The sequence below is a fragment of the Streptosporangium sp. NPDC001559 genome (assembly GCF_042893955.1).
Classification (GTDB): Bacteria; Actinomycetota; Actinomycetes; order Streptosporangiales; family Streptosporangiaceae; genus Streptosporangium.
The window spans coordinates 34,342-57,576 of the sequence record NZ_JBIAVG010000017.1; the positions used below are offsets into that span (position 1 = coordinate 34,342).

Consider the following 23,235-nt stretch of genomic DNA (forward strand, 5'->3'; position numbering starts at 1 on the left):
CGGACGGGCCGTGGCCAGGAAGGTCCGGCGACGGAAAGGACGGCCTATGGGCGACCTCGTCATCGTCAACTGCACCGTGGTCGACAGCAGGGCCGACAGCGGGGCCGACGGCAGGACCGCAGAGGGCGCGCGGGTGCTCACCGACGCGGCCGTGCTGGTCAGGGGAGAGCGCGTCGTGCTCGCCGGCCCCCGGGAGGAGGTCCTGCCCCACGCCGAGGGGGCGAGGGTGATCGACCTGGACGGCGCCCACCTCACGCCCGGCCTGGTCAACATGCACACCCACTTCTCGCTGTCGCTGCCCGGCGGCGCCGGGGAGGGCGTCAAGAACCTCAACCCCCACGAACTGGCCCTCCACATGGCCGACGGGGCCCGGCGCACCCTGCGCTGCGGCGTCACCACCGTGCGGTGCGTCGCGGAGAAGGACCACGCCGACTTCGCCCTGCGCCGCGCCATCGAGGCGGGCACCGCGACGGGACCGCGCGTCTTCACCGCGGGACAGGCGCTGGTCTGCACCGGCGGACACGGCCACGAGGGCTCGGACACCCTGGAGTGCGACGGCGCCGACGGGTTCAGGCGTGGCGTCCGCACCCAGCTCAGGGCGGGCGCCGACCTGATCAAGGTGATGATCTCCGGTGGGATCGCCGGGGAGCACGAGCGCATCGACACCCCGCAGCTGTTCTCCGACGAGATGGCCGCGGTGCTCGCCACCGCCCACGCCTGGGGGCGCAAGGTCACCGCGCACGCCGGCCCCGCCCCGGTGATCGCCGAGGCCGTGGAACTCGGCCTCGACTGCGTCGAACACGGCTACCAGCTCACCCCGGAGGTCGCGGCGGCGATGGCGGCGCGCGGCACCGCCCTGGTGCCGACCCTCATCGTCACCAGGTGCAAGGAGTTCTTCGACGAACTCGGCGTGCCCGAGTGGATGCAGTGCCGCTCCCTGGGGGCCGGCCCGCGTCACCTGGAGAGCTACGCCATGGCCCTTGAGGCGGGCGTCGAGGTGCTGCTGGGCAGCGACATGCCGCCCTTCTGGGACTTCGAGGGCACCAACGCGACGGTGCGGGAGCTTGAGCACATGTCGGAGGGCGGCCTCGGTCCGGCCCGCGCGCTGTACGCGGCCACGCTCGGCCCCGCCCGCTGGCTCGGCGCCGCGCAGGACATCGGCACCGTCGAGGCGGGCCGCTACGCCGACCTCGTCGCCATGGACGCCGACCCGCTGGACTCGGCGTCGGCCTTCCGCACGATCCGCTGGGTGATGAAGGGAGGCCGGGTCGTCCGCGACGACCGGGCCGGAGAGGCGAACCATGTCTGAGAGCGCATCCGGGACCGCGAGCGCCGACGTCGAGGCGATCTCGACGGGCATCGACGACATGTACGAGGCGTTCCTGCGGGGCGACCGGGCGCGCTTCGACGCCCACCTGCACGCCGAGGTCACCGTCTGGGAGACCCATCTGCCGGGGCCGCTGCGCACCCGCGCCGAACTGGATGCATATCGTGAGGAAAGGGACCAATCAGGCGCCCGGCCCGTCCTCGACGGGTTGCGGGCGCAGGACAGGCGGATCGACGTGTGGGGGGACACCGGAGTCGCCCGCTACGTGCTCGTCGCCGAACCGCCGGGCGCCCCCGCCGAGCACAGCAGGGTGACCGACGTGCTGCGCCGTACCGGTGACACGTGGCTCATCGTCCACCACCACGCCGAACTGCTCGGACCCTGAGGCCCTGAAAGGAGACGTCACCGTGGAGAACACCGTGGAGAACACGGAGGACGGCGACATGGAGCTCCACGACCTGCGGGTCGTGGTCGACCGCATCGAGGGCAGGTCCGTCTGCGGGATGGAGGTCGGCGACTGTTTCACCCTGGAGAACAGCGCGCACCTGCGGCTGCCCGACGGCAAGCACTTCTGCGTGTACGCGCTCGCCTCGGTGCTGCCCTTCCTCGCGGCCAAGCAGCGTGACCTCGCCTCGGGGGACTGGCTGGCCCAGGACTCCCTGTTCGCCTGCCCCGACCCCGAGGAACGGCTGGTGATGCGGGTCGAGCGCACCGGCCGCCGCAGGATGAACTCCGCCGACCTGACCTGAAGGAGCCCCCATGACCGTCGCCGAGATCGGCCTCGGCCTGCAGAGCGACAAGAGGGCGGGCGACTACGCCAGGCTCGCCCGCCGCGCTGAGGAGCACGGCTTCGACGTGCTGAGCGTGTTCGGCGACCTGATGTACCAGCCCCCGATCTTCCCGCTGCTTGAGATGGCCGCCGCCACCCGCCGGGTACGGCTCGGCCCGGCCTGCCTCAACCCCTACTCGGCGGCGCCGTACGAGATCGCGGGGCAGGTGGCGGCGCTCGACCTGGCCTCGCACGGCCGGGCCTATCTGGGACTGGCCAGGGGCACCTGGCTCGGTGCCGTCGGCATCGCCCAGCCCAGGCCGCTGACCGCGCTCGACGAGGCGGTGAAGGTGGTCCACCTGCTGCTCGCGGGCGACCGGGAGGGGTTCGAGGGGGAGATGTTCCGCCTGGCCCCGGGCACCGCGCTGCGCTACGCCGTGCACAGGCCGCGCCCGCCCCTGCTGCTGGGCGCGTGGGGGCCGAAGGGGGCCGCCCTGGCCGGGCGGATCGCCGACGAGCTGAAGGTCGGCGGCAGCGCCAACCCGGCGATGGTCCCGGTGATGCGCGAGCGGGTCGCGCGCGGCGCGGCGGAGGCGGGACGCGACCCCGCCGACGTCGGGCTGGTGTTCGGCGCGGTGACCGTCGTCGACCGGGACGGGGCGGCGGCCAGGGCCAGGGCCCGCACCGAGGTCGCCATGTACCTCGCGGTCGTCGCGGACCTCGACCCGACCGCGCACGTCCCCGCCGACCTGCTGGCCCGGGTCAAGGAGCTGGTCGACGCCGGACGGCACGAGGAGGCCGGGCGGCTGATCCCCGGCGACCTGCTCGACCTGTTCGCCTTCTCCGGCGATCCCGAGCACGTCGCCGCGCAGGCGCAGGCGCTCATCGACGCCGGGGTGCGGCGCGTGGAGTTCGGCACCCCGCACGGCCTCACCGACGACGGCGGCGTCGATCTGCTCGGCGCCGAGGTGCTTCCGCTGCTCGACCGCTCCCCGCGTGTCGTGGCCGGTTGAGCACGAGGGGGTCACGTTCCGTCATGTCGAAACCCGATCCGCCGATAACCTTCGACCCATAAGGCGAAAGGCGCTAATCACCTCACAGTCCTGATTTCAGGAACGTTCAGCAAGCGTGAACATATAGCTGAACGAAGGAGGCCACATGACGACGAGGCGCACCAGAGGCCCGGGGGCGGGCCGGGTCGGGGTGATGGACAAACGCGGGCGCGCCGACCGGGCGGCGGCCAACGCGGGCGCGCCCACACTGGAGTTCACGGCGCGGACCCCCTACGACGAGTACGTCGGCACCGAGGTCCTGCACGGTCTGCAGCGGACGGTCACCGACGTGCCCGAGGAACTGGCGTTCCTGGTGACCACCCAGGTCATGGAGCTCTACTTCGGCCTGCTGCGCGCGGAGTGGACCCTGGCCAGGGGGCTGCTCGACGAGGACGACGCGACCGGGGCCACCACGGTGATCGTCAGGAGCGTGCGTCACTTCGAGGCGCTCAACGCGGCCTGGACGGCGCTCGGCTGGATGACCCCCGCCCAGTTCAACTCCTTCCGTGACGAGCTTGGCGAGGCCTCGGGATTCCAGTCGGCGATGTACCGGCACCTGGAGTTCCTGCTGGGCAACAAGTCGGAGTCGCTGATCCGCCCGCACCGGCGGGACCCGAGGGTCTACCAGGAGTTGCTCGACGCGCTGCGGGCCCCGAGCCTCTACGACAGCGCGCTGGCCCTGCTGTCCAGGAGGGGCTTCGACATCCCCGTACGGGACGACCTCACCGCGGAGTACGTCCCCAGCCCGCTGGTCGAGGCGGCCTGGGTCAGGGTCTACGCCGAGCAGGGGCCGGGCGATGAGCTGTGGACCCTGGGTGAGGCGCTCACCGACCTGTCCGAGCGCTTCTCCGACTGGCGTTACCGCCACCTCATGGCGGTGCGCAGGTCCATGGGGGCCAAGCCGGGCTCGGGCGGTTCGAGCGGGCTGAGCTGGCTTGAGCGCAGCCTGCGCCGGGAGGTCTTCCCCGAGCTGTGGTCGGCCAGGACGGCGATGTAGCGGTTCAGAAGAGCCGGGGGGTGACCACGGAGACCACGGTGGTGACCCGGTCGGTGTCGTTGTACATGCTGTGCGGGACCGCGGACCTCAGGTGCACGCTGTCACCCGGGTGCAGGCGGTGCTCGACGCCGTCGACCTCGTAGATCAGCTCGCCCTCCAGCACGAAGGCGAACTCCTCACCCGGGTGACCGTAGGCGTCCTCGCGCCGCCCGCCGGGGGCGATGCGCACCAGCAGCGGTTCGAGGACGAGGTTCTGGCCGCGGGCGGAGAGCATGCGGTAGGTCTGCTGCCCCGAGATGTACTCGGTGGCCCCGGCCTGCGCCCGGGTCAGGGTGAAGTGGCCGGGCGGCTGCGGGGCCTGCGGCTCCTCCCGCCGGGGCTCCTCGCCGAAGAAGTCCCCGACACCGCGGCCGAGAGCCGCCGCGACGCCGTTCAGGGCGGTCAGGCCGATGGCGGAGATGCCCCGCTCGACCTGGGACAGGAACCCGATCGAGAGCCCGGAGGCGGCGGCGAGCCCGCGCAGCGTCAGGCCGCGCTCCTTGCGGAAGCGCCGCATCCTGGCGCCGACGTCGCCGTGGACCCCCGCTCTCGCGTCGCCCTGGTGCTCCGGCACGGCCACCGGCTCTCCTCCTCCGCCTTGTTCGCTCCCGCCAAACATAGTTCACGGAGCACGGCCGTACGGCCCGCGGGCTCAGACTCGCAGCATCGCCGCCATCGGCGGTTCCTTGCCGGTGAGGTACCAGTCGCCGATCCAGACCTCCTTGGCGTCGGTCGGGTCATGGGTGGCGAAGGTGCGGGCATTGCGCCAGAAACGGTCGAATCGGTACTTGTTGGCGGTGCTGCGCGCGCCCGTGAGATCGAAGATCTCCTGGGTCACGGTCAGCGCCGCCCGGATGCAGGCGACCTTGACGCCGAACGCCTCGACGAACAGCTCCGTCGGGTCGTCGTCGGGGTCGCACCGCTCGATCCTGCGGGCGGTGTCCAGGAGGAAGGCGCGGGCGGCGCGCAGGTCGACCGCGCAACCGCCGATACGGCGGCGGACGAGGACGTCCTCCGTCGCGCTCTCGAACTCGGGGAAGCTCGGGCGGTCCAGCTTGCGCACGTAGTCGAGGGCGGCGTCGAACGCGCCGAGACCCGGCCCGAGCATGATCGCCGCGTGCATCAGGAAGACGTAGGACAGAAAGGACGAGGAGGCGCCGTTGCCGTTGAAGTGGTAGCCGTCGGGGACGAACACCTCGTCGTAGACGATGGTCTGGCTGTGGGTGCCCCGCTGGCCCATGGTGTCCCAGTCGTGCTTCATGGTCACGCCCGGCTGGTCGAGGGGGAGCAGCGCGTTGTAGCGGCCCCTCCTTCCCTCCAGGGTGAGGCCGACGGAGGCCCATCCGCCTCCGCCGCTGTTGGTGTTGAACGCCTTGGTGCCGTTGACGACGAGACCGCCCTCGACGCGCCTGGCCGTCACGGGCCCCGGCGCCCCCGCCTCGGAGTTCGAGGCGCAGAGCCTGACTCCCTCGTCGCGGATCAGGCGGGCCATCTCCACCTTCGTCGACTCGGGCAGCGTGTTGCCCTCCCGGAAGATCTCGAAGGTCACGAGCGCCTGGACCACGAAGTTCATCCCGGCCGAGGAGTCGCCCGCCATGATGTCCAGGGCGATCCTGAAGAAGTCCTCGGTGTACAGCTCGGGCCTGGCGTCGTTGATCCCGCCGAACCTGTGGGGCAGGCAGAAGGCGAACAGGCCCTCCTCCCAGAGCCGTCGCATCCCGAACGTGGTGTCGACGTTGGCCGCGTCGACCTCAGCGGCGCTCTCCGGCAGTTCCTTGCGCAGGAGCGCGGCTCTGTGGGTGAGGTCGGCTATCCGTTGTCTGACGGCGTCCTCACCATTCATAGCGGAAGTCGCCCCGTTTTCCTGAAATTTCATGACCTCTCCCGTCTTGCGGTCGTGTACCCGACGAGCAGCTGGAACCCGGGCCTTCGACCTGCGCGCACCGCCACGCCGGGACGTCCGTCAACCGGCCGGGCCGCGCCGCCCGGTGGGGTCCGGACCGGACGTCGAGGCGACCGTCCACCGGACCTGCCGCGCGAGAGCCGTACCCGCGCTTCGAATTAAGTAAAATCCGTATTCGGATTCTAAGTCAAGGCTTGACCGAAGTGCCCGGCTGTCGGTTGCCCGGTATTGACGGAGCAAGGAGAGCGCCGGATACTCGAAAAAGAATACTGATTCGGATTGACCGACGTCGTCGGTCCGGGTCCCCGCCCGCACGACCGGCCGAACCCCCTCCCCACAGAGGAGACAGTGGAATGCAGCCCTTCGTCGTCGGACTCGGGGGCACGACACGCGCCTCCTCGAGCAGCGAGAACGCCCTGCGCCTCGCGCTCGACGCCGCGGCCTCCGCCGGGGCCAGAACCGAGCTGTTCGGTGCCGACTACTTGTCCGGCCTGCCGATGTACGACCCGGCGCGCCCGCCGGGAGGTCCCGGGCGGCGCCTGGTGGAGGCGCTGCGCTCGGCGGACGGTGTGATCGTCTGCTCTCCCGGCTACCACGGCTCGGTCTCCGGCCTGGTCAAGAACGCCCTCGACTACGCCGAGGACCTCAGGGACGACGCCCGCCCCTACCTGACGGGCCGCGCGGTCGGCTGCGTCACCACCGCGTACGGCTGGCAGGCGGCCGTCACGACGCTGCAGGCTCTGCGCACCATCGTGCACGCGCTGCGAGGCTGGCCCACCCCCCTCGGCGCGGCCCTCAACGTCGCCGAGGGCCGGGACGGACGCGGCTGGAGGCCCGACGAACGGGTACTCGCCCAGCTGCGCACCGTGGGGCTTGAGGTCTGCGGGCGCGGCGTCGTCCCCCCGCCGCGGGGGATACGCGGCGCACATCAGAACGAATCTTCGGATACTGCTACGGTGGGAACGCGCTGACAACCGGACCGAGGGGCGACGGCACCGCTGACGGCATCACCGGCGGAGCCCCTCGCGCGTCCACGCTGGGCGGAGGGAATGGCATGTCGGGAGGCCCGGCGACCGCCCCCGGGAAGGGCGGCCCCGAGGACCACGCGGGGGGCAGCTGGCTGCCCGGCCTGCACGAGGGTCTGCTTGAGGAGCCCCAGCAGCGCCGCAGCCGCCGTTCCGCCCTGCAGATCCTCGACGCCGCCAGAACGGTGCTGGCGCGCGACGGCGTCGACGGCTTCACGATGGCCGCGGTCTCCGAGGCCTCGGGCATCTCCATCGGCGGGATCTACGGCCGTTTCGACGGCAAGCAGGGCCTGATGCGGGCGGTCGGGGACATGATCCTCACCCGCCTTGAGGACGACCTCACCGAACGGCTGGAGCGGGCCGGGACGACCCTGGCGGACGTGGTGCTCGCGTTCGTCACCTGCCTGTCCGAGGACGTCGCCTCCCACGCCGTGCACCCCCTCGCGGAGCACTCGACGGACGACGAGCCGCTCAGGGCGCGCAAACTCCGCGCCCGTGAGCGCATGTTCGCCTCCTTCAGGCTGGCGGTGCTGCGCCACGAGGACGAGATCGGGCACGAAGACCCGGAGGCGGCCCTGCTGACGGTCTTCCACATGTGCCTGAGCAGCTTCCTGACCGCCTACGACCTCGGTGGCGGGCCGGGGCTGCCGAAGTCGGCGGCGCACCTGCGCGACGAACTGGCCCGCGCCGGTCTCGCCCACCTCACCTCCCCGGCTCCCCGGTCGTAGACCACGTCATCGGGGCTCACGACCGGAGCGCCGGATGACGCCCGTACGGGCGCGGCGGTGTCGCCTGTTGCCCGTCGCGCCGGGCGGGGTATCGCTCATGGCATGAGCTCATCACCCAAGGATCCCCTGCCGGATCTCGACCCCTTCGACATCTTCGACACCGAGGCGGCCCGTCTCGACCGATACTTCTCCGGGCTCGACGAGGAGGGCTGGAACCGCCCCTCCCGCGCGGCGGGCTGGTCGGTGCGCGACGTCCTCGGGCACCTGGCGGGGGAGGAGCTGTACAACCACGCCTGCCTCGACGACGACCTCGACGGGTTCTCGGCGATGCTCAGGCGAGAGGGGGTCGAGGGCGGGTTCAACGCCTTCAACGACTGGTGCGTGCGCCGCCGCAGGGACCTGCCCGTCGAGGAGGTGCTCCAGGAGTGGCGCGAGGCGAACGGCGAGACCCGCGCGCGTATGCGGGCACTCGGCAGGGACGCGTCGCTGCCGACCCTGGCCGGGCCGTACCCCGTCGGGCTGCAGACCTTCCACTACGACTCCGAGTACGCCACCCACGCCGACGACGTCGGGGCGCCCGTCTCGGAGGAGGAGGCCGACGACCGGGCCTGGTGGCGGGCCAGGGTCGCGGTCTTCGTGCTCGCCGAGCAGGGCTCACAGGCCCAGGTCGAGCCGACCGCGGAACGGATCTGGGTGTACGCCTACGACACGGCCACGCAGCTGCCCGTGCCGATCTTCGTCGAGGCGACCGTCGGCAGGCTCCCCGACGACTACCCGATCGACCGCAAGGTCAGAGCCGCCCTGCGCTGCCTGGCCTGACCCCGTGGCCCCTCTCGCGGGCAGTACGGCCCGCCCGTCCTCAGGACGACAGGAGGTGCGCGTTCGGCCCGCGCGCCGCCTCGGCCAGCTCCGGGATCTCCAGCACCGTGACGCCCGCCGCGGTGAGTTCCTCGGCGCCGCGGCAGTCGACGAACAGCAGCGGCTCCCGCCAGGCCAGCACGACCCGCCGCACTCCGCTGCCGATGATGAGCGTGCTGCAGGGCACCGGGCGGGAGTGGCGCACGCTGCACGGCTCCAGGCTGCTGTAGACGGTCGCGCCGGGCAGCCGGGGGTCGCCGGGGGAGACCCTGGAGAGCGCGACCTCCTCGGCGTGCAGGTTGGGGCCGGTCTCCCGGGAGTGCCCCCTGGCGATCTCCACACCGTCCGCGCCGACCACCACGGCGCCGACCGAGAAGGCGGTCGAGGAGGGCGGGCAGAGCCCGGCCAGGTCACACGCGAGCCGTAGCCATTCGTGGTCGTCCAACTCTCCCCCTCCGGTGGAACCGTCCCCGCAACGCTACCGGGCCTGTCCGCGGTGCCCCTGGCCCCGGGCCGGGGAACGCGTCAGGTTCCCGGACGGTCCTCCTGGCTCCTGAGGTAGGCCAGCACCGCCAGGACCCTGCGGTTGGTCCCCTCGTCCGGCGGGAGCGAGAGCTTGGCGAGGATGTTGCCGACGTGTTTGCCCACCCCCGTCTCCGAGATGGACATCATCCTGGCGATCGCGGTGTTCGAGTGGCCCTCCGCGACGAGCGCCAGGACCTCGCGCTCCCGCTCGGACAGCGCCGAGAGCGGGTCGTGGTGGCGGCGCAGCAGCCTGCGCACGACGTACGGATCGACCACGGTGCCGCCGTCGGCCACCTGGCGCAGCACGGCGGCGAACTCCTCGACGTCGACGATCCGGTCCTTCAGCAGGTAGCCGATCCCCCTGCCCTCCCCGGAGTCGATGAGCTCGTAGGCGTAGCTCTGCTCGACGTACTGGCTGAGCGCGACCACCGCCAGCCCGGGACGGGCGCGGCGCAGCTCGACGGCGGCGCGCAGTCCCTCGTCGGTGAAGCCGGGAGGCATCCGGATGTCGGTCACCACCAGGTCGGGGGAGTGCTCGGCGACGGCGGCCACGAGCGCCTCGGCGTCGCCGACTCCGGCGACGACCTCGAAGCCGAACCTGGCGAGCAGCCCGGCGAGCCCCTCCCGCAGGAGCACGGCGTCCTCGGCGACGACTACTCGGACGGGTCGTTCTGGCCGCAAGGGATCTCCACACGTAGCAGGGTCGGGCCGCCGGGCGGGCTGGACATCAGCATTCTGCCGCCGGCGACGGAGACCCGGTCCGCCAGGCCGGTCAGACCGGTTCCCTCCCGCGGGTCCGCCCCGCCCCGGCCGTCGTCGGAGATCTCGACCACGAGGAGGTCGCCCTCCGCGCCCGCGGTGAGGGCGGCGCACGTGGCGCCGCTGTGCCTGGCGATGTTGGTCAGCGCCTCCGCCGCCACGAAGTAGGCGGTCCCCTCGACGTGGGCGGGCAGCCGTTCCGGCAGGTCGGCGCGGACGGTCACCGGCACCGGGCAGCGGTCGGCGAGCTCGTCGAAGGCGGCGGCGAGCCCCTGGTCGGACAGCACCCGGGGGTGGATGCCGTGGATGAGCTCCCTCAGCTCGGCCATGAACTGTTTCGCCTGGCCGTGGGCCTGCGCCATGGCCTCGGCTGCGGGGGAGCCGGGCGGGACGTCGAGCCTGGCCATGCCGATCTGCAGGGTGAGGCCGACGAGCCGCTGCTGGGCGCCGTCGTGCAGGTCGCGCTCGATGCGCCGCCGTTCGGCCTCGAAGGCGTCGACCAGCCGGGCGCGGGAACGCGAGACCTGCACCAGCTGGGCGCGCAGCCGTTCGCCGGGCCCGCCCTGGAGCAGCGCCCGCGCGAGCGCCGCCTGCGCGCCCGCGAGCACCGCCAGCGGGTAGGGCAGCAGCGGCAGCAGCACCAGACCGGCCAACGCGTACGGCAGCGCCTCCCCGAGGCCGCCGACCTCGGTGAAGCCCAGGGAGACCGGGTCCATCTCCCCGGCCACCAGGAAGGGGGCGGCCAGGAACGAGACCGTCAGCAGCGCCAGCAGCAGCACGACGGCGTAGACCACGGGCCCGGCCGTGGCGAGCAGGAGGGCGTAGCCCAGCTCGCGCCAGGTCGCCGGCTCGGCGTAGCGGGTCCGCAGCCACGGCCACACCCCCGGCGCGGGCGGCGCGCGGTGCCCGGAGACCAGCGGCGGGGCGCCGACCATGCGCGTACGCAGCCGTTCGACCCTGGCCAGGGCCGTCGCCACGACCGGCCAGAGGGCCACGAGCCCGGCGCCGAGCAGGATGAGCGCGACGGCGGGACCGGGGGACAGCGGCCGCCCGCGCGCCTGCCGCAGCAGCACCAGGCCCCACGGCCACGCGAGCGCCCCCAGCGCCAGTACGGCCCCGGCCGTCAGCGGGATCCCGGTCAGCAGGTAGCCCGCGGAGCGCCACGGCCAGCCCGTGGCCAGGAAACGGCGGTCGGTGACCGCCTCAAGCGGGGTTCTCGGTTCTCGGGACGGCACGCGCCCCACGCTAGCCCGCCCGTTCGTCCCGCCCCATCCGTCTGGCGGTAGTCCCCGGGTACGGCCGGCCACCCCCGGATCGGGTGTTCCGGCGTAGTGACCGTGGCTCGGGGCGGGTGATGTGCTGACGCGGCGTCCGGGACGGTCCCGGATGTGAACGGAACCGAGAGAAAGGCGGAACGGCGGTGGCGTGGAAGGACAGGGGCGTGCTCGCCTACCTGCTCATCACCTTCGGGGTCTCCTGGGCGGGGATGTTCGCCGTACGGCTGCTGCTGGGGATGTCCCTGGCCGACCCGCCGGCGCAGTTGTCGATGGCCTTCGTCCCCGCGATCGCGGCGTTCGTCGTACGTCGCTGGGTGACAGGGGAGGGGTTCGGCGACGCGGGTCTGGCGCTCCGGCTGCGAAGCGCCTGGCCCTACTACCTGGCGGCCTGGTTCGGCCCGCCCGCGCTGGTGGTCGTGTCCGCCGGGGTCGCCGCGGCCACGGGACTGGCAGACCCGAGTTTGGCGTCGTTCGACGACGTGCTTCCCGGCCTGCCGGGGTGGGCCTTCCTGCTGCTGCTGGTCGGCCTGGTCCCCCTGCTGTCCCCCCTCTACTGGGGAGAGGAGTTCGGCTGGACCGGCTACCTGCGGCTACGCCTGTTCACCGGCCGCCCGGTGCTGTCCTCCGTCGTGACCGGTCTCATCTGGGGCGCCTGGCACTACCCCCTGGCCTTCCTCGGGTACGTCGAGTACGCCGACGTCGTGGCCGGTCTGCTGATCTGGACCGTCTCCTTCCAGTTCCAGGAGATCCTTCTCGGCTGGCTCCGCCAGCGCAGCGGCAGCATCTGGCCGTCGAGCCTGGCGCACGCGGGCAACAACATGGTCCTGTTCCTGCTGGTCGGCATGTTGCTGGGGAAGGAGGGCACGCGGTTCGGCGGTTCGGCGGCCGACCTGGTCGTGATGGGGCCGCTCATCCTGGCCTCGATCCTGGTCGTCCTCGGCGGGCGGGGGAGGCGGTCTCCGGGGAACGCCGTCACCGGGAGCGGCAGGGCCGCCGGAGCCGTCGGAACCGGCTGACCGGACGGCGGTTCACGGCGGCCCCAGCCGGTGTCTCACGCCCCGGAAGTGTTCTTTGCCATGCGCCCGTTACTGTGGATTGAGAGCTGGTCACAGAGGGATGTCATGACTGGTCACAGGGGGGCGCCATGAAACGCATCATCGCCGTCACGGCTCTTGTCATGGTCACCACGGTCGGGCTCGTCGTCACCGGGACCGGTACGGGGACCGCGGCGCGGGAGCTGCCGAAGGACAACGGCAGGACGCCGGTGAGCCGGTCCCAGTACGAGACGCTCCTCAACCAGTGCTCCTACGCCGCGACGGCACGGCGCAGGACCGAGTGCCGGGACACGGTCAGGCAGGGCTACCGGGTGGGCGGCGAGGAGAACCCGGACCTGGACTGCCGTGAGTACTCCGGGGTCTCCGTGTGCGGCAGGCTGCGGCTGAGCCCCGCTGAGCGTGCGTGCGTGCGGGACTCGGTCGCCAAGGGGTTGACCTACCGCCGCGCCGAGGTCGAGTGCTACGCGTTCACCTGACGGGCGGCCGGGGCCCCGGTCAGGGCTTCCACTCCTCCTTCCAGCCGGGACGCAGGCGGTAGCCGTACGCCGTCTCGGTGAGCGCCTCGGTGAGCACCTCGTCGCGGATGGCGGCGACGGCCAGGGCGTGCGCCTCACCCGCGGTGAGGCTCTCGCCCTCGCGGATGCGGCTTTCGAGCCCGTCGAGGACGGCCCGGTTTCTGGTGAACATCTCGACGATCCTGATCTTCGCCTCGCTGTTCGAGCGGATGTGGTCGATGAACCCTCGGCCGCTTCCCGGGCCGAGGGTCCTCTCCCCGAGGGTGGCGACGAGGTCGGTCTCCGCGGCGAGAGCTTCGGCTCCGGCGACCTCGCGCCTGATGGTGTGGAACAGCCAGCCCGCGATCTCGGCGGTCACGTCATCTCCTTGGACATGCGCTGCCCCGGCGGCAGTCGCGATTATTTACGATCATTAATCGCAATTCCGGTCCTGTCGACAGGGGGCGGGTCGCCCACCGTCACGGCAGGACGGGCCCGGCGGGACGGGCCGATGGCCGGTCTCCGCCACCCGCCCGTCCGGACTCGCTCACGAGGCGGTAGCGTAACGACCAGATGTAGTGATTTTTCGGTGATTCGCCTGATGGTTGGGCATTTTGGGCTCGGGGGGAACTCCTCTGTCGTCCCACGCGTCATTCCGGTGTGAATCCCCCGACACCGAGAGGCATCGCCTGTGCGTAGCTCGTTCTTCGGAAACCTCGACCAGGGGCAGGTTCCCGGTCACTTCGCCCTGCAGAACGCCAAGATGCTGCGGGTGCACCTGAACGGGGAGGTTCTGGCCCGGCAGGGGTCGATGGTCGCCTTCCAGGGGCAGATGGACTTCGACTACGAGGGAGGCGGCGTGGGCCGCCTGCTGAAGAAGATGGTCACGGGGGAGGGCGCGCCCCTGATGCGCGTGCGGGGCCAGGGCCTGCTCTTCCTGGCCGACAACGCCGACGACGTCCACCTGTTCTACCTGGAGAACGAGGCGATCACCGTCAACGGCAGGAACCTGCTGGCCTTCGACCCGCAGCTCACCTGGGACATCCAGCGGGTGCAGGGCGCGGGCATCGCCACCGGCGGTCTGTTCAACACCACCGTCCAGGGCACCGGGTGGGTGGCCGTGACCGCGCACGGGGCTCCGGTCCTGCTCGACGCCTCCCGCATGCCCACCTACGCCGACAGCCAGTCCGCGGTGTGCTGGAGCACGGGTCTGCGTGTCGGCGTCAACCGCACCTTCAAGGCCTCGGCGCTCATCGGGCGCGGCAGCGGCGAGGCGGTCCAGCTCGCCTTCCAGGGACAGGGGTTCGTCCTGGTCCAGGCGAGTGAGGGCCCGATCGTCCCGCAGAACGGCGGCTGACACCCCGGCGGGTGATCCCGGCCGGGGGGTCACCGGGGCGGCGCGGGGCGGGCGGCGCGCCGGAAGAAGGCCGCGATCGCGTAGGGGTCGACCGGGTCGGTGAGCAGGGCGAGCATCTCCTCCCGGCGTGCCGGGTCCACCTTGAAGGGATGGCCGAACACGTGCGGCCCGGTCCCGTCGTCCAGCAGCCTGGTCAGCATCAGGTCGCCCGGCCGCGCCTGAGAGGGCAGCAGCTCGTCGGCCAGCGTGACCGGCGGCCCGGCCTCGTCCGCCGCGTCGCGCAGGGTGATCCGGTCGTCGTGGACGCCCAGCACCTCCCACAGGCGCAGCGGCGTCCCGCGCCACGAATCGAGCAACCGGACCTCGTCCTCGCGCAGCCACTCGCCCCGCGCGTCGAGGAACTCGCCGACGACGTCGTTCTCGAACAGCGCCAGATCCGCCAGGGCGGGCTCGGCGACCCGGACGCTCAACCCGACCAGGTCGTCGATCAGGCGGCGCCTGGCCGGGCGGTCGCCGTAGACCAGCAGGCCGCGGAACAGGTGCGCGGCCCGCGCGGGCAGCGGATCACCCGGGTCGGTACGGCACGCGGCGTACTCGGCCGCGTCCCGCTCGGCGGGGGCCAGCCCCGGAGACAACGCCAGCGCCTCGGCGACGAGTCCGGACGCCTCGAACGAGCGGCCCTCACCCTCGGCCGACCTGGCGGCCAGCAGCAGCGCCGCGGGGTCGGTGCGCGGCAGGGCCTCGACGAGCCGCGCGGGCAGCGGCTCCCGTTCGACCTCGTCGGCGATCCTGGCGAGCACCGCCGCCGAGCGGCCCAGGTAGGTCAGCGTCCGCGAAAGGTCGGCGCCCTCCCCGTAGGTGCGCAGCGCGCTGCGCACCAGGGCCAGCCTGACGACGTCGAGCGGGGCGAGGTCGGCGACGGAGTCCGGCTCCCACGGCGCGCCCACGATGCCGACCCGGCCGCCCCGGACCTCCAGCGAGGCGCCGTTCAGCAGCGGGGCGAGCGGCGGCAGCGGATCGGCGAACGTCTCGGGGTCCTTGGCCAGCAGACCGAGGACCGCGACGTCGATCGAGACCCCGGGGCTCGGCTCAAGCCCCTCGGCGAAGGCGCGCAGCGCCTCGAAGGCCCGCTGGGCGAACTCCTCGGTGACCCGGACCGCCCGTTCGGCGGAGAACCCGGCCAGCGTCGTGGTGGACAGCTCGAACCCGCCCCCGCGCAGGCGTAGCGCGACCACCTCCTCCGGCCGCACCGCCGAGAGCCAGCCCTCAGGCCCGGTGAGGTACGGCTCGCCGGCCTCGACCACGGTGCGCACCGTGCCGCCCCCCGCGAGCGGCAGCCCGTCGCCGTCGGCGAGACGGGCCCACAGCCGCAGGTCGTCCACGGCCCGCAGCGTGCCGTCCGTCAGCTCGGCCCTGGTGGCCAGGTGCGTCAGCACCGCGCCCTCGCTCAGCGTAAGAAGCTCACTCACCCGTCCATTGTTCTCGACGTTCCCGCTTCGCCGTACCGGGCCCCGGCCGGGGCGTGCGGTGCCGGACGGGCCCGGAACGTCAGGACGCCGCCGTCCCCTTCGGAAAGGGGCGGCGGCGTTCGGGGACGGGGGGCCGGAACCCGGCCGTTCTGGCCGGGCGGGTGGTGAACGCGGGGGGTACGGGTTCTCCGTGGGCTCCGCGCCGGATGTCTCATCGTCGCGTCACGGAGAGGTGCCGAAACGCGGGTTGTCGGCGAGCCAGGCGGCGTAGCGGACGCTCTGCCGTACCGCGTCGGCGTGGGCCGCCTTGGCGTGCTCGACGATCGAGGCGGCGGCTCGCGCACCCGGGCCTTCCGGGTGCCAGCCGAGCAGTTGCCGCCACCGCAGTGGAGCGTCCACGAGCGGTACCAGCGCCACTCCCGGTGTCGGCTGGAAGGTCGCCTGGCACAGCACGACCGCGCGGCCCACCTTGGCCAGGTGCATGCATGTCGCCACGTCCGTCTCGTAGATGGTCTGCGGCGTGAAGCCCGCGCGGGCGCACGCCGTGGCGAAGCAGTCCCCGAAGCAACTGTCACCCGGGGTGACCGCCCAGCTCTCGCCTGCCAGTTCGGCCAGTGTCACCTCCTTCCGATCCACGAGGGGATGGTCCTCGTTGAGCAGGACGAAGACCGGGTCCATGCCCACGGTCAGCCACACCACCGGTCCTTCGACCGGAGGGGCGCTCTCCCCGCAGGCGCCGATGAGCGCGAAGTCGATCCGGCCGAGCATCACCATCGTGGTCAGCTCCCTGGCCGACCACGACGTGTACGTGCTGACCGGGGTCGACGGCCACGCCCTGGCGAGCCGGTCGACCAGCCCGCCGAGAATGGGGCCGTTGGTGGCTCCCAGCCGGTAACGAGGGATGTCACCGGTGGCGTTGGCGAAGCGGACCGCCTCCTCCTGGAGTTCCCTGGCGGCTGGCAACAAGACCATCGCCCTGGACAACACCAGTTCCCCGAGGGGTGTGGGCCGCGCACCGTTGTGGTCGCGTTCGAAAAGAGCTCCCCCGAGCACTCGCTCAATCCGTTTGAGCTGCGCGGTCAGCGCGGGCTGTGCCAGCCCGAGATGGCTGGCAGCTTTGGTGACGCTCCCGGCCTCTGCGACCGCGCGCACGATCCTGAGGTGTCGGAGCTCGAGATCCATACCGGGAAGGTAAGGCTAAGACGTTATGGCCGCAATGCAAACCGTGTCACGAAATCTGACTCAATTTCGTGAAAGCGCTCCAATGAGAAGGGAACAAGGAATGCCGGGGGGCGCGGCGGAGGTGGGACGGGGCAGGTGGAGGCCCATGACAACGGGAGTCGATCCACGCGGTCCCACCGGGGAAGACCTGCTCCGAGAGCCCTGTCATCCGCACGTTACTCGCGATGGGACGTTTATGCACGCATCGGACGAAGTGTTGATAGATCACACCAGAGAAACACGAACATGAATATCTCCGTCGCCATCCGGAACGGGACGCCGAGCGGGTGACGGCCGTGTGACGCCGCGGGCTCCGGTGGGAAGGTCCCCGAAAGGTTCCTGGACGGCCCGCAGGAGGCCCACAGAGAGGCCGCAGAGGGGCCACAGGGGCCCTTGGAAAGGCTTCCGGGGATCACCCGGAGTAACACGCCCGAAAGGGGTGAGACAAGGTTCTGGGGCCGTAAGCCGATCCGGGAAGGAGAGCGGAGCATGAGCGAGGAACGACAGGCGGACGTCCAGGCGCTGTCCACGACCGACACCCGCGTCTACGAGGCGGTGGCCGTGCTCGCGGTCGACACGAGGACCGCGAGCGTCGAGGAGATCGTCCACGCCACCGACCTGCCGGAGCAGGCCGTACGGCACAGCGTCGAGACCCTCACCAAGGCGGGCTGGCTGACGGCCGAAGGCGGGTCCTACGCCGTCGGCCGTCACGACTGGAGCGTCGAGCGCTGACCTCCCGGACGGGGCTCACGCGCGCCGGCCGTACGGTCAGGACCGCCAGACCTTGGCCACGACCTCGGCGACGTCGGGGGCCTGGGCGAGGCCGGAGGCGAAGGCGGGCCGCCACAGGGTGGGGTTGAGGATGTCGATCCCGAAGACGGAGATGGCCGCCTGGTCGGGCGCCACGTGGGCGACCGCCGCGTCCCCGAGCGTGGTGACCTCCGCGTCGAAGCGCTCCCTGGTCTCCAGATGCGCCAGCGGCTCGACGACGACCACCGCGGAGCTGCCCGCGGCCAGGTCGGCGTTGGTCACCGAGCGGACCCCGCCGTCCATGTAGTGGCGCCCGCCGATCTCCACCGGCGGGAACACGCACGGCACGGCGCAGCTCGACGCGACGGCCAAGGACAGCGGGACACCCGAGTGCCGGTCCCAGACCACGAACCCGCCGGTCGTGGTGTCGACCGCGGTGACCAGCAGCCGGCGCTCCGGCCACTCCTGCACGGGCAGCCGCCTGCCGATCTCCTCGGTCCTGGCCCCGGTGTCCCCGGTGCCGAGGGCGAGCGCGCCGACCCGCCGCCTGGCCTCCTCCGGGTCGAGGGAGGAGTCGTGGAGCAGGCCGAAGACGGTCATCACCGCCTCGGGGTCGACCCGCGGGGACGCGGCGGGCTCGGCCTCCGCCTGCGCGACGACCGCCTCCTCCAGGTCGACGCCGGTGGTCATGAGGGTCCCCACGACCGACCCGGCGGACGTGCCGATCACGAGATCGGCCTCACCCAGGTCAAGGCCCGCCCGCCGCAGGCCGGTCACGACGCCCGCCTCCCACGCGATTCCCGCGATTCCTCCGCCGCCAAGCACCAGTGCTCTCGTCATGTCCCCATTGTCGCGGTCGCGGGGAGTGTCCGTCCGAGCCGCGCATCCCCTCCTGGCCGGTTCGAGCCCCGGGGACGATCCGCGCCGGATGGGGAAAGGTCATGATTCCGGCGCACAACCTCAATCAAGGTGAAGGTCACGTTAGAGTGAAATGTGTCCGCGAACATGGAGCTCACCGTCGGCCAGCTCGCCTCGCGCAGCGGGGTCGCCGTCTCCGCCCTGCACTTCTACGAGGCCAGAGGCCTGATCAGCAGCCGCCGTACGGCCGGCAACCAGCGCCGTTTCAGCCGTGACACGCTGCGCAGGATCGCCTTCATCCGGGTCTCGCAGCGGGTCGGCATCCCGCTGAGGACGATCCAGGACGCCTTGTCGGCCCTGCCGGACGAGCGCACCCCGACCCGCGACGACTGGGCCAGACTCTCGGCGGCCTGGCGGAGCGAGCTGGACGACCGCATCAGGCAGCTGCAGTTGCTCAGGGACGGCCTGACCGACTGCATCGGCTGTGGCTGCCTGTCCCTCGACCGCTGCGCGCTGATCAACCCCGACGACAAGGCGGCGGCGGGCGGCCCCGGCTCACGGCTGATGCTGCGTCCGCGGGAGTGCCCGGTGGACTGTGATCCGCCGAAGGCCGGGGCCGCCTGAGGGTCGTCCTCAGAGGCCGTGCGCGCTCAGCCAGAGCCGGTTGGCGCGCTGGTCGGCCATGGCGCGCCCGACGTCCTGGCCGGGGCCGGGCGCGTCCTGCTCGACGACCAGCCAGCCCTCGTAGTCGCGCAGCTCGCGCAGGACACCCGCGAGGTCGACCTCGCCCGCCCCGAGCGGGGGGAAGGCGTCGCCCGCGATGACCGCGGCCAGGTCGCCGCCCGCGGCCCGCGCCCGGTCGCGCGCCCGCCTGCTGGCGTCCTTGAGGTGGACCTGCCTGATCCGGTCGCCCCACAGCCGCAGCGCGGTCACGGGGTCACCTCCGGCGAGCCAGAAGTGGCCGGTGTCCAGGCAGATCGAGACGTCGGTGAGGTCGAGCAGCCTCTCGACCTCCTCGGGGGTCTCCACGAGTGTGCCCAGGTGGTGGTGGAAGACGGGTTCGAGACCGCGGTCCCGGCAGCGGTCGGCGGCCTCCTGCACCCGTGAGGCGAAGTCGGCCCACGCCTCGCCGGGCAGGCCGGGGGCGACGCCCTGGGCGAACCGCCTGCGGTGCGGCGGACAGGCCAGGGTCAGGCGGGGGGCGAAGCGCGGGTCGGGCACCGGAACGCTCGCGAAGATCGCCAGCGCCGTGTACAGCCCGGCCAGCCCGGCGGCGAAGGCGTCCTCGTCGTCGTAACGCAGGTCCACCTGGCCGCCCGCCAGGCCCATCCCGGTCCTGGCCAGCCGGTCGAGCAGTCCGCCGCCGGTGCCCAGGTAGCCGATCGGCCCCGAGTCGATTCCCTCGTAACCGGCCTCAGCCAGCCCGTCGAGCAGGAGGTCGGGGCTCGGTGTACCGCCCCCTGCCCGGTTGATCCCGAAGTTGACGGGCGCGTTCGCGACCTTGATCGACATGGCCTATGTCGTGCAGGTCAGCCAGCGGAGGGGGTTGTCATGGGTGATCATGCGGATGGCGCCCTCACCGATGCCCGCCTCGCGGAGCCTGGGCAGGAGGGTGCGGAACAGGTGGCTGTAGCCCGCGCCGCCGTACCGCTCGATCTCGGAGACCCTGGACAGGCCGCTGCTGAGCAGCAGCCTGGAGGCGTAGCCGTCCTCGATGAGGTCGAGGGCGTCCCTCAGCCGGTCGCCGCCCATGGAGGTGAGGCAGACGTAACCGCCCGACTCGACGACCTTGTGCGCGGTCATGGGGTCGGCGCCCGCGTCGGCGACGCTGATCCGGTGCGCGGGGACCCCCTCGGACAGGAGGATCTCCAGCAGGGGCAGGCCGCCGCGCTCGGAGACGGCGAGGGGCAGGCCGGAGGCCAGGGAGGCCCTGGCGGCGGCGACCGCGCACCGCTCCTCGGCGGAGGTCGGCTCCTCGTCCCAGGCGCTGATCTCGCCGATCACCCCGGGGCGGGAACCGGTGCCGTCGAGGCCGTCGTTGATCTCGTCCATCAGGTGGGCGGTGAGCGTGTCCACGTCGGCGGTCAACGCCCACGGCGGGCTGAACGGCCCGGCGAAGAAGCCGGTTCCGGCGATCACGGACACCCGGCTGCACGCCGAGATCCTGGACAGGGTCGCGGCGTCGCGACCGGTTCCGATGGAACTGAGCTCGACCACCAGGCCGAGCCCGTCGGACCTGCGCAGTTCGCGCAGCTCTACGGAGGCCGCGTCCTCCTCGTCCAGCCAGCGGTGCGGGTCGGACGGGACACCCGCCGCCCACCGCAGGTCGGCACGAAGGCGCTCGCGGGGCAGGACCGAACCGGTGATGGCGGACACGGCACAGGGGCCGCTCACGGTCCTCACACTGACGGTCTTGACAAGGGGAGCCTCAGACATGGACGGACATTAACCCACTTTTGGGGCTAAAATCACCCAATTCACCAGGGTTTTTACCTTTGACTTGTCAGGGCTGTTTCGAGGTCTCGTCATCCCCAAGGATTCGTAACCCCCGGTCGCGGCCGGAAAACGTCGGTCGCCCCGGCTAGGGTCCCTCCCGTGATCACGACCTCACCGGAAACCCCGCTCTGCGCCGTCGGCCGGATGGTCCTGCCCGTCGGCGACCTCGACGCGGCGCTCTCCTTCTACCGCGACGTCCTCGGCTTCGCCGTGCTCCACGACCGGACCGACGACGGCTACCGCTACCTGCACGTCGGGCTGCCGGGGCAGGAGCCGGTCGGGGTGTGGCTCATGCCCGCCGCCGGCCGGGAGCGGGCACCCGGCGGCAGGCCGTCGCTCGTGCTCTACACCGCCGACCTCGGCCGCCTCTCCCGGCGCCTGGGTGAGTACGGCGTGCGGGTGTGGAACGAGCGGGAGGACGCCGAGAGCCGTTCGCTGCACCTGGCCGACCCTGACGGCAACACACTGATCGTCGCGGAGCTCAAGGGCTGAGGATTGAGCGCGATCCACTCGAAGGCGCCTATTCTTTGACGAAACCAACGTCCAGGGGATCGAGTGGCCACTTCCAACGGGATGCATGACGAACGCGACGCCTCCGGGCGTCCGTCCGAGACCGGAGACGCCGACGTCCTGAAGGACGAGGCGGCCCGGCGTTCGGGCATTCACGGCTGGCTCGACGGTGTCAGGTCCACCAGAACCGGCCGCCTCACCCTCAAGATCGTCATCGGCGTCATCGGATCGGTGCTGGTCGTCGCCGGCCTCATCATGGTGCCCTTCCCCGGGCCCGGCTGGCTGGTCGTCTTCGCGGGCCTGGCCGTGCTGGCGACGGAGTTCCACTGGGCGCACCGCCTGCTGCAGTTCGGCAGGCGGACGCTGGCCGCCTGGACCGCCTGGCTCGGGCGCCAGGGCTGGACGGTCAAGATCCTGGTGGTCCTGGCCGCCGCCGCGACCGCCATGGTGATCGTCTACTACGGTCTGAGGCTCAGCCTCCACATCGACCTGATCGCCGAGGCGCGCGCCTTCCTGAGCCGCTGACCTCCGGCCGCGCTCGCGGTGCACGCCCGGCCGGACGGGGATGGCGACGATCAGCCCCGCCCGGCCCGCGTGTCTCCGATTTCTCCCGTTCCCCATTGGAATCACCCCCAACCATCCTCTTCTCGGTCCTCTTTGGGCGAATCCCATCAGTCCATTCCCGGAAGCCGCCCTTGTCAGGGAAACCGATTCGGTATAGATCACAAACTATGAGTAGCTCCCGCCCTAGGCTGCGCCCGTGCCTGTGACTCCTGGAATCAACAAAACGCTCGGCGGCGCTGTCATCGCGGCCTGTCTGACCGTGCTCGTCCCGTCCGCGGCCCACGCCGCCCTGCCGGCGGACGTCACCCTGCCCGACACCGGGGTGACCGTCAGGGAGAGCTCCGCGGACCCGCTAACGGTGTCCTCCTACACCCTCGGCAATCTCGCCTACCTGCGCAGAGGTGAGGCGTTCGCCAAGCAGAAGGGGTACCAGGAGATCACGGTGGCGCCGGGCGGGACCAAGGCGCTCGCGGTGCCCAGCTCCTACAGCTCGGGGCACGACTCGGTGCTGCTGGCCGATCTGGTCTCGGAGAAGGCCGTCAAGATCCAGACGGTGCAGAAGCCGTTCGTCGCCCACTTCGCCCACTGGTCCCGCGACGGCCGCAAGGTGGTCCTGACCGTCCAGCGCAAGGCGGCCGGAGGCTGGACGACGACCGGGTTCGTGATCGTCGACGTGGCCGCGAAGACCGCCCGCACCGTGACCGTCTCCGGGGTCGACCCCGCCGCGACGTTCCGCTGGACCCCGGACAACGCCCAGCTGGTCGCCGCCCACCAGGGTGGCGTCCGCTTCTACGGCCAGGACGGCACGGCCAGGCGCACCCTGGCCAAGACCGGCGCCCCGGGTGGAGGAGAGGACGTCTTCTCCCCCTCCGGCAAGGGGCTGATGACCTGGTGCCCGGCGAGCTACGCCGAGGACGTCTGCGTCTGGGACCGCGGCTCGGGAAAGATCGCGGTCAAGGTGAAGGGCGTCAAGCCGAAGGCCCTGCTCGGCTGGTGGGACGAGCGCAGCTTCGTGGCCGTCCTGCCCGGCTCCGGCGTCTACAAGGTCGTGGTCGTGGACGTCAAGGGCAAGGGCCTGCGGGTCCTGGCCGACGTCTCGGCGCGCGACTGGAACAGGAAGATCTATCTGAGCTACACCCGTAGCTGACCGCTCCGCCGGGCGCCGCCTCGCGGTGCCCGGCCGTACGGAACCGTCCCGGGAC

The 23,235-nt window shown here is 71.8% G+C and carries 28 protein-coding genes; 17 read left to right on the top strand and 11 right to left on the bottom strand.

Features of this window, described 5'->3' with window-relative positions; all coding sequences use genetic code 11:
* The first annotated feature begins 46 nt into the window (after window positions 1-46).
* The 5 genes from ACFYY8_RS32090 (at window position 47) to ACFYY8_RS32110 (ending at window position 4,145) form a co-directional block, all read left to right on the top strand.
* On the top strand, window positions 47-1,309 hold the full coding sequence (locus ACFYY8_RS32090; protein WP_390047470.1) for an amidohydrolase family protein: 1,263 nt from the start codon (window positions 47-49) through the stop codon (window positions 1,307-1,309).
* The gene (locus tag ACFYY8_RS32095) at window positions 1,302-1,712 is read left to right on the top strand and encodes a DUF4440 domain-containing protein (RefSeq protein ID WP_390047472.1); all 411 of its coding nucleotides are present in this window, start codon (window positions 1,302-1,304) and stop codon (window positions 1,710-1,712) included. The genes ACFYY8_RS32090 and ACFYY8_RS32095 overlap by 8 nt, the downstream gene beginning before the upstream one ends.
* Window positions 1,713-1,734: 22 nt before the next feature.
* The gene (locus tag ACFYY8_RS32100) at window positions 1,735-2,076 is read left to right on the top strand and encodes a TIGR04076 family protein (protein ID WP_390047476.1); all 342 of its coding nucleotides are present in this window, start codon (window positions 1,735-1,737) and stop codon (window positions 2,074-2,076) included.
* 10 nt (window positions 2,077-2,086) lie between these two features.
* Window positions 2,087-3,109, top strand: a complete 1,023-nt coding sequence (locus tag ACFYY8_RS32105; protein WP_390047478.1) for an LLM class flavin-dependent oxidoreductase — start codon at window positions 2,087-2,089, stop codon at window positions 3,107-3,109.
* Window positions 3,110-3,254: 145 nt separating this feature from the next.
* On the top strand, window positions 3,255-4,145 hold the full coding sequence (locus tag ACFYY8_RS32110; RefSeq protein WP_390047480.1) for a tryptophan 2,3-dioxygenase: 891 nt from the start codon (window positions 3,255-3,257) through the stop codon (window positions 4,143-4,145).
* 4 nt (window positions 4,146-4,149) lie between these two features.
* Here the strand turns inward: ACFYY8_RS32110 and ACFYY8_RS32115 are convergent, their stop codons facing one another.
* A complete protein-coding gene (locus ACFYY8_RS32115; protein WP_390047482.1) occupies window positions 4,150-4,764 on the bottom strand; it encodes a helix-turn-helix domain-containing protein in 615 nt (204 codons plus the stop codon).
* A gap of 72 nt (window positions 4,765-4,836) precedes the next feature.
* Window positions 4,837-6,027, bottom strand: a complete 1,191-nt coding sequence (locus tag ACFYY8_RS32120; RefSeq protein WP_390047484.1) for an acyl-CoA dehydrogenase family protein — start codon at window positions 6,025-6,027, stop codon at window positions 4,837-4,839.
* A gap of 413 nt (window positions 6,028-6,440) precedes the next feature.
* Between ACFYY8_RS32120 and ACFYY8_RS32125 the strand changes: the two genes are divergently transcribed.
* The 3 genes from ACFYY8_RS32125 to ACFYY8_RS32135 all read left to right on the top strand — a co-directional run bounded on the left by ACFYY8_RS32125 (window position 6,441) and on the right by ACFYY8_RS32135 (window position 8,659).
* Entirely contained in the window at window positions 6,441-7,058 is a 618-nt protein-coding gene (locus tag ACFYY8_RS32125; RefSeq protein WP_390047486.1) for an NADPH-dependent FMN reductase, read from the top strand.
* An 83-nt stretch (window positions 7,059-7,141) separates the two neighbouring features.
* Entirely contained in the window at window positions 7,142-7,840 is a 699-nt protein-coding gene (locus ACFYY8_RS32130; protein WP_390047488.1) for a TetR/AcrR family transcriptional regulator, read from the top strand.
* 102 nt (window positions 7,841-7,942) lie between these two features.
* Window positions 7,943-8,659 (top strand): maleylpyruvate isomerase family mycothiol-dependent enzyme, encoded by a 717-nt coding sequence (locus ACFYY8_RS32135; protein ID WP_390047490.1) that lies wholly within the window; start codon window positions 7,943-7,945, stop codon window positions 8,657-8,659.
* Between the two features lie 40 nt (window positions 8,660-8,699).
* On the opposite strand, the gene ACFYY8_RS32140 is transcribed toward ACFYY8_RS32135, so the two are convergent.
* The 3 genes from ACFYY8_RS32140 to ACFYY8_RS32150 form a co-directional block, all read right to left on the bottom strand.
* Window positions 8,700-9,143 carry a dCMP deaminase gene (locus ACFYY8_RS32140; protein ID WP_390047492.1) on the bottom strand — a complete coding sequence of 148 codons (444 nt, stop codon included), beginning with the start codon at window positions 9,141-9,143 and terminating at the stop codon, window positions 8,700-8,702.
* A gap of 80 nt (window positions 9,144-9,223) precedes the next feature.
* Window positions 9,224-9,904, bottom strand: a complete 681-nt coding sequence (locus ACFYY8_RS32145) for a response regulator (RefSeq protein ID WP_390047494.1) — start codon at window positions 9,902-9,904, stop codon at window positions 9,224-9,226.
* Entirely contained in the window at window positions 9,877-11,217 is a 1,341-nt protein-coding gene (locus tag ACFYY8_RS32150; protein ID WP_390047496.1) for a sensor histidine kinase, read from the bottom strand. Before ACFYY8_RS32150 ends, ACFYY8_RS32145 begins: the two co-directional genes overlap by 28 nt.
* 185 nt (window positions 11,218-11,402) lie before the next feature.
* Between ACFYY8_RS32150 and ACFYY8_RS32155 the strand changes: the two genes are divergently transcribed.
* Window positions 11,403-12,275, top strand: a complete 873-nt coding sequence (locus tag ACFYY8_RS32155; protein WP_390047498.1) for a CPBP family intramembrane glutamic endopeptidase — start codon at window positions 11,403-11,405, stop codon at window positions 12,273-12,275.
* Between the two features lie 128 nt (window positions 12,276-12,403).
* Entirely contained in the window at window positions 12,404-12,790 is a 387-nt protein-coding gene (locus ACFYY8_RS32160; protein WP_390047500.1) for a hypothetical protein, read from the top strand.
* A 19-nt stretch (window positions 12,791-12,809) separates the two neighbouring features.
* Here ACFYY8_RS32160 and ACFYY8_RS32165 read toward each other — a convergent pair whose 3' ends face one another.
* Window positions 12,810-13,187 (bottom strand): hypothetical protein, encoded by a 378-nt coding sequence (locus ACFYY8_RS32165; RefSeq protein ID WP_390047502.1) that lies wholly within the window; start codon window positions 13,185-13,187, stop codon window positions 12,810-12,812.
* A 312-nt stretch (window positions 13,188-13,499) separates the two neighbouring features.
* Here ACFYY8_RS32165 and ACFYY8_RS32170 point away from each other — a divergent pair, with 312 nt between their 5' ends.
* Window positions 13,500-14,165, top strand: coding sequence for an AIM24 family protein (locus ACFYY8_RS32170; RefSeq protein WP_352008726.1), 666 nt, complete (start codon window positions 13,500-13,502; stop codon window positions 14,163-14,165).
* A gap of 29 nt (window positions 14,166-14,194) precedes the next feature.
* Here ACFYY8_RS32170 and ACFYY8_RS32175 read toward each other — a convergent pair whose 3' ends face one another.
* Window positions 14,195-15,634 carry a hypothetical protein gene (locus tag ACFYY8_RS32175; protein WP_390047504.1) on the bottom strand — a complete coding sequence of 480 codons (1,440 nt, stop codon included), beginning with the start codon at window positions 15,632-15,634 and terminating at the stop codon, window positions 14,195-14,197.
* 222 nt (window positions 15,635-15,856) lie between these two features.
* Window positions 15,857-16,816 carry a LysR family transcriptional regulator gene (locus ACFYY8_RS32180; protein WP_352008728.1) on the bottom strand — a complete coding sequence of 320 codons (960 nt, stop codon included), beginning with the start codon at window positions 16,814-16,816 and terminating at the stop codon, window positions 15,857-15,859.
* A gap of 145 nt (window positions 16,817-16,961) precedes the next feature.
* Between ACFYY8_RS32180 and ACFYY8_RS32185 the strand changes: the two genes are divergently transcribed.
* Window positions 16,962-17,105, top strand: a complete 144-nt coding sequence (locus tag ACFYY8_RS32185) for a DUF6158 family protein (protein WP_390047506.1) — start codon at window positions 16,962-16,964, stop codon at window positions 17,103-17,105.
* Window positions 17,106-17,344: 239 nt separating this feature from the next.
* Window positions 17,345-17,587 (top strand): hypothetical protein, encoded by a 243-nt coding sequence (locus ACFYY8_RS32190; protein WP_390047508.1) that lies wholly within the window; start codon window positions 17,345-17,347, stop codon window positions 17,585-17,587.
* 36 nt (window positions 17,588-17,623) lie between these two features.
* On the opposite strand, the gene ACFYY8_RS32195 is transcribed toward ACFYY8_RS32190, so the two are convergent.
* The gene (locus tag ACFYY8_RS32195) at window positions 17,624-18,445 is read right to left on the bottom strand and encodes a patatin-like phospholipase family protein (protein ID WP_390047510.1); all 822 of its coding nucleotides are present in this window, start codon (window positions 18,443-18,445) and stop codon (window positions 17,624-17,626) included.
* A gap of 165 nt (window positions 18,446-18,610) precedes the next feature.
* On the opposite strand from ACFYY8_RS32195, the gene soxR reads away from it, so the two are divergent.
* Window positions 18,611-19,087: a redox-sensitive transcriptional activator SoxR gene (soxR, locus tag ACFYY8_RS32200; RefSeq protein ID WP_390047512.1), complete on the top strand. Its 477-nt coding sequence runs from the start codon at window positions 18,611-18,613 to the stop codon at window positions 19,085-19,087.
* 9 nt (window positions 19,088-19,096) lie between these two features.
* On the opposite strand, the gene ACFYY8_RS32205 is transcribed toward soxR, so the two are convergent.
* Window positions 19,097-19,975, bottom strand: a complete 879-nt coding sequence (locus ACFYY8_RS32205; protein WP_390047514.1) for a sugar phosphate isomerase/epimerase family protein — start codon at window positions 19,973-19,975, stop codon at window positions 19,097-19,099.
* 3 nt (window positions 19,976-19,978) lie between these two features.
* The gene (locus tag ACFYY8_RS32210; RefSeq protein ID WP_390047516.1) at window positions 19,979-20,857 is read right to left on the bottom strand and encodes an aryldialkylphosphatase; all 879 of its coding nucleotides are present in this window, start codon (window positions 20,855-20,857) and stop codon (window positions 19,979-19,981) included.
* A 201-nt stretch (window positions 20,858-21,058) separates the two neighbouring features.
* On the opposite strand from ACFYY8_RS32210, the gene ACFYY8_RS32215 reads away from it, so the two are divergent.
* The 3 genes from ACFYY8_RS32215 to ACFYY8_RS32225 all read left to right on the top strand — a co-directional run bounded on the left by ACFYY8_RS32215 (window position 21,059) and on the right by ACFYY8_RS32225 (window position 23,180).
* Window positions 21,059-21,451: a VOC family protein gene (locus ACFYY8_RS32215; protein WP_390047518.1), complete on the top strand. Its 393-nt coding sequence runs from the start codon at window positions 21,059-21,061 to the stop codon at window positions 21,449-21,451.
* Window positions 21,452-21,514: 63 nt separating this feature from the next.
* On the top strand, window positions 21,515-21,994 hold the full coding sequence (locus tag ACFYY8_RS32220) for a TIGR02611 family protein (RefSeq protein ID WP_390047520.1): 480 nt from the start codon (window positions 21,515-21,517) through the stop codon (window positions 21,992-21,994).
* 235 nt (window positions 21,995-22,229) lie between these two features.
* Window positions 22,230-23,180: a hypothetical protein gene (locus ACFYY8_RS32225; protein ID WP_390047522.1), complete on the top strand. Its 951-nt coding sequence runs from the start codon at window positions 22,230-22,232 to the stop codon at window positions 23,178-23,180.
* Window positions 23,181-23,235: the final 55 nt, after the last annotated feature.

Excerpts from the sequence above, each read along its gene's own strand:
- ACFYY8_RS32090 (WP_390047470.1), top strand. The coding sequence starts at position 47 with ATGGGCGACCTCGTCATCGTCAACTGCACCGTGGTCGACAGCAGGGCC.
- ACFYY8_RS32095 (WP_390047472.1), top strand. The coding sequence starts at position 1,302 with ATGTCTGAGAGCGCATCCGGGACCGCGAGCGCCGACGTCGAGGCGATC.
- ACFYY8_RS32105 (WP_390047478.1), top strand. The coding sequence starts at position 2,087 with ATGACCGTCGCCGAGATCGGCCTCGGCCTGCAGAGCGACAAGAGGGCG.
- ACFYY8_RS32110 (WP_390047480.1), top strand. The coding sequence starts at position 3,255 with ATGACGACGAGGCGCACCAGAGGCCCGGGGGCGGGCCGGGTCGGGGTG.
- ACFYY8_RS32120 (WP_390047484.1), bottom strand. The coding sequence starts at position 6,027 with ATGAATGGTGAGGACGCCGTCAGACAACGGATAGCCGACCTCACCCAC.
- ACFYY8_RS32125 (WP_390047486.1), top strand. The coding sequence starts at position 6,441 with ATGCAGCCCTTCGTCGTCGGACTCGGGGGCACGACACGCGCCTCCTCG.
- ACFYY8_RS32130 (WP_390047488.1), top strand. The coding sequence starts at position 7,142 with ATGTCGGGAGGCCCGGCGACCGCCCCCGGGAAGGGCGGCCCCGAGGAC.
- ACFYY8_RS32135 (WP_390047490.1), top strand. The coding sequence starts at position 7,943 with ATGAGCTCATCACCCAAGGATCCCCTGCCGGATCTCGACCCCTTCGAC.
- ACFYY8_RS32160 (WP_390047500.1), top strand. The coding sequence starts at position 12,404 with ATGAAACGCATCATCGCCGTCACGGCTCTTGTCATGGTCACCACGGTC.
- ACFYY8_RS32180 (WP_352008728.1), bottom strand. The coding sequence starts at position 16,816 with ATGGATCTCGAGCTCCGACACCTCAGGATCGTGCGCGCGGTCGCAGAG.
- ACFYY8_RS32185 (WP_390047506.1), top strand. The coding sequence starts at position 16,962 with ATGACAACGGGAGTCGATCCACGCGGTCCCACCGGGGAAGACCTGCTC.
- ACFYY8_RS32190 (WP_390047508.1), top strand. The coding sequence starts at position 17,345 with ATGAGCGAGGAACGACAGGCGGACGTCCAGGCGCTGTCCACGACCGAC.
- ACFYY8_RS32195 (WP_390047510.1), bottom strand. The coding sequence starts at position 18,445 with ATGACGAGAGCACTGGTGCTTGGCGGCGGAGGAATCGCGGGAATCGCG.
- soxR (WP_390047512.1), top strand. The coding sequence starts at position 18,611 with ATGGAGCTCACCGTCGGCCAGCTCGCCTCGCGCAGCGGGGTCGCCGTC.
- ACFYY8_RS32205 (WP_390047514.1), bottom strand. The coding sequence starts at position 19,975 with ATGTCGATCAAGGTCGCGAACGCGCCCGTCAACTTCGGGATCAACCGG.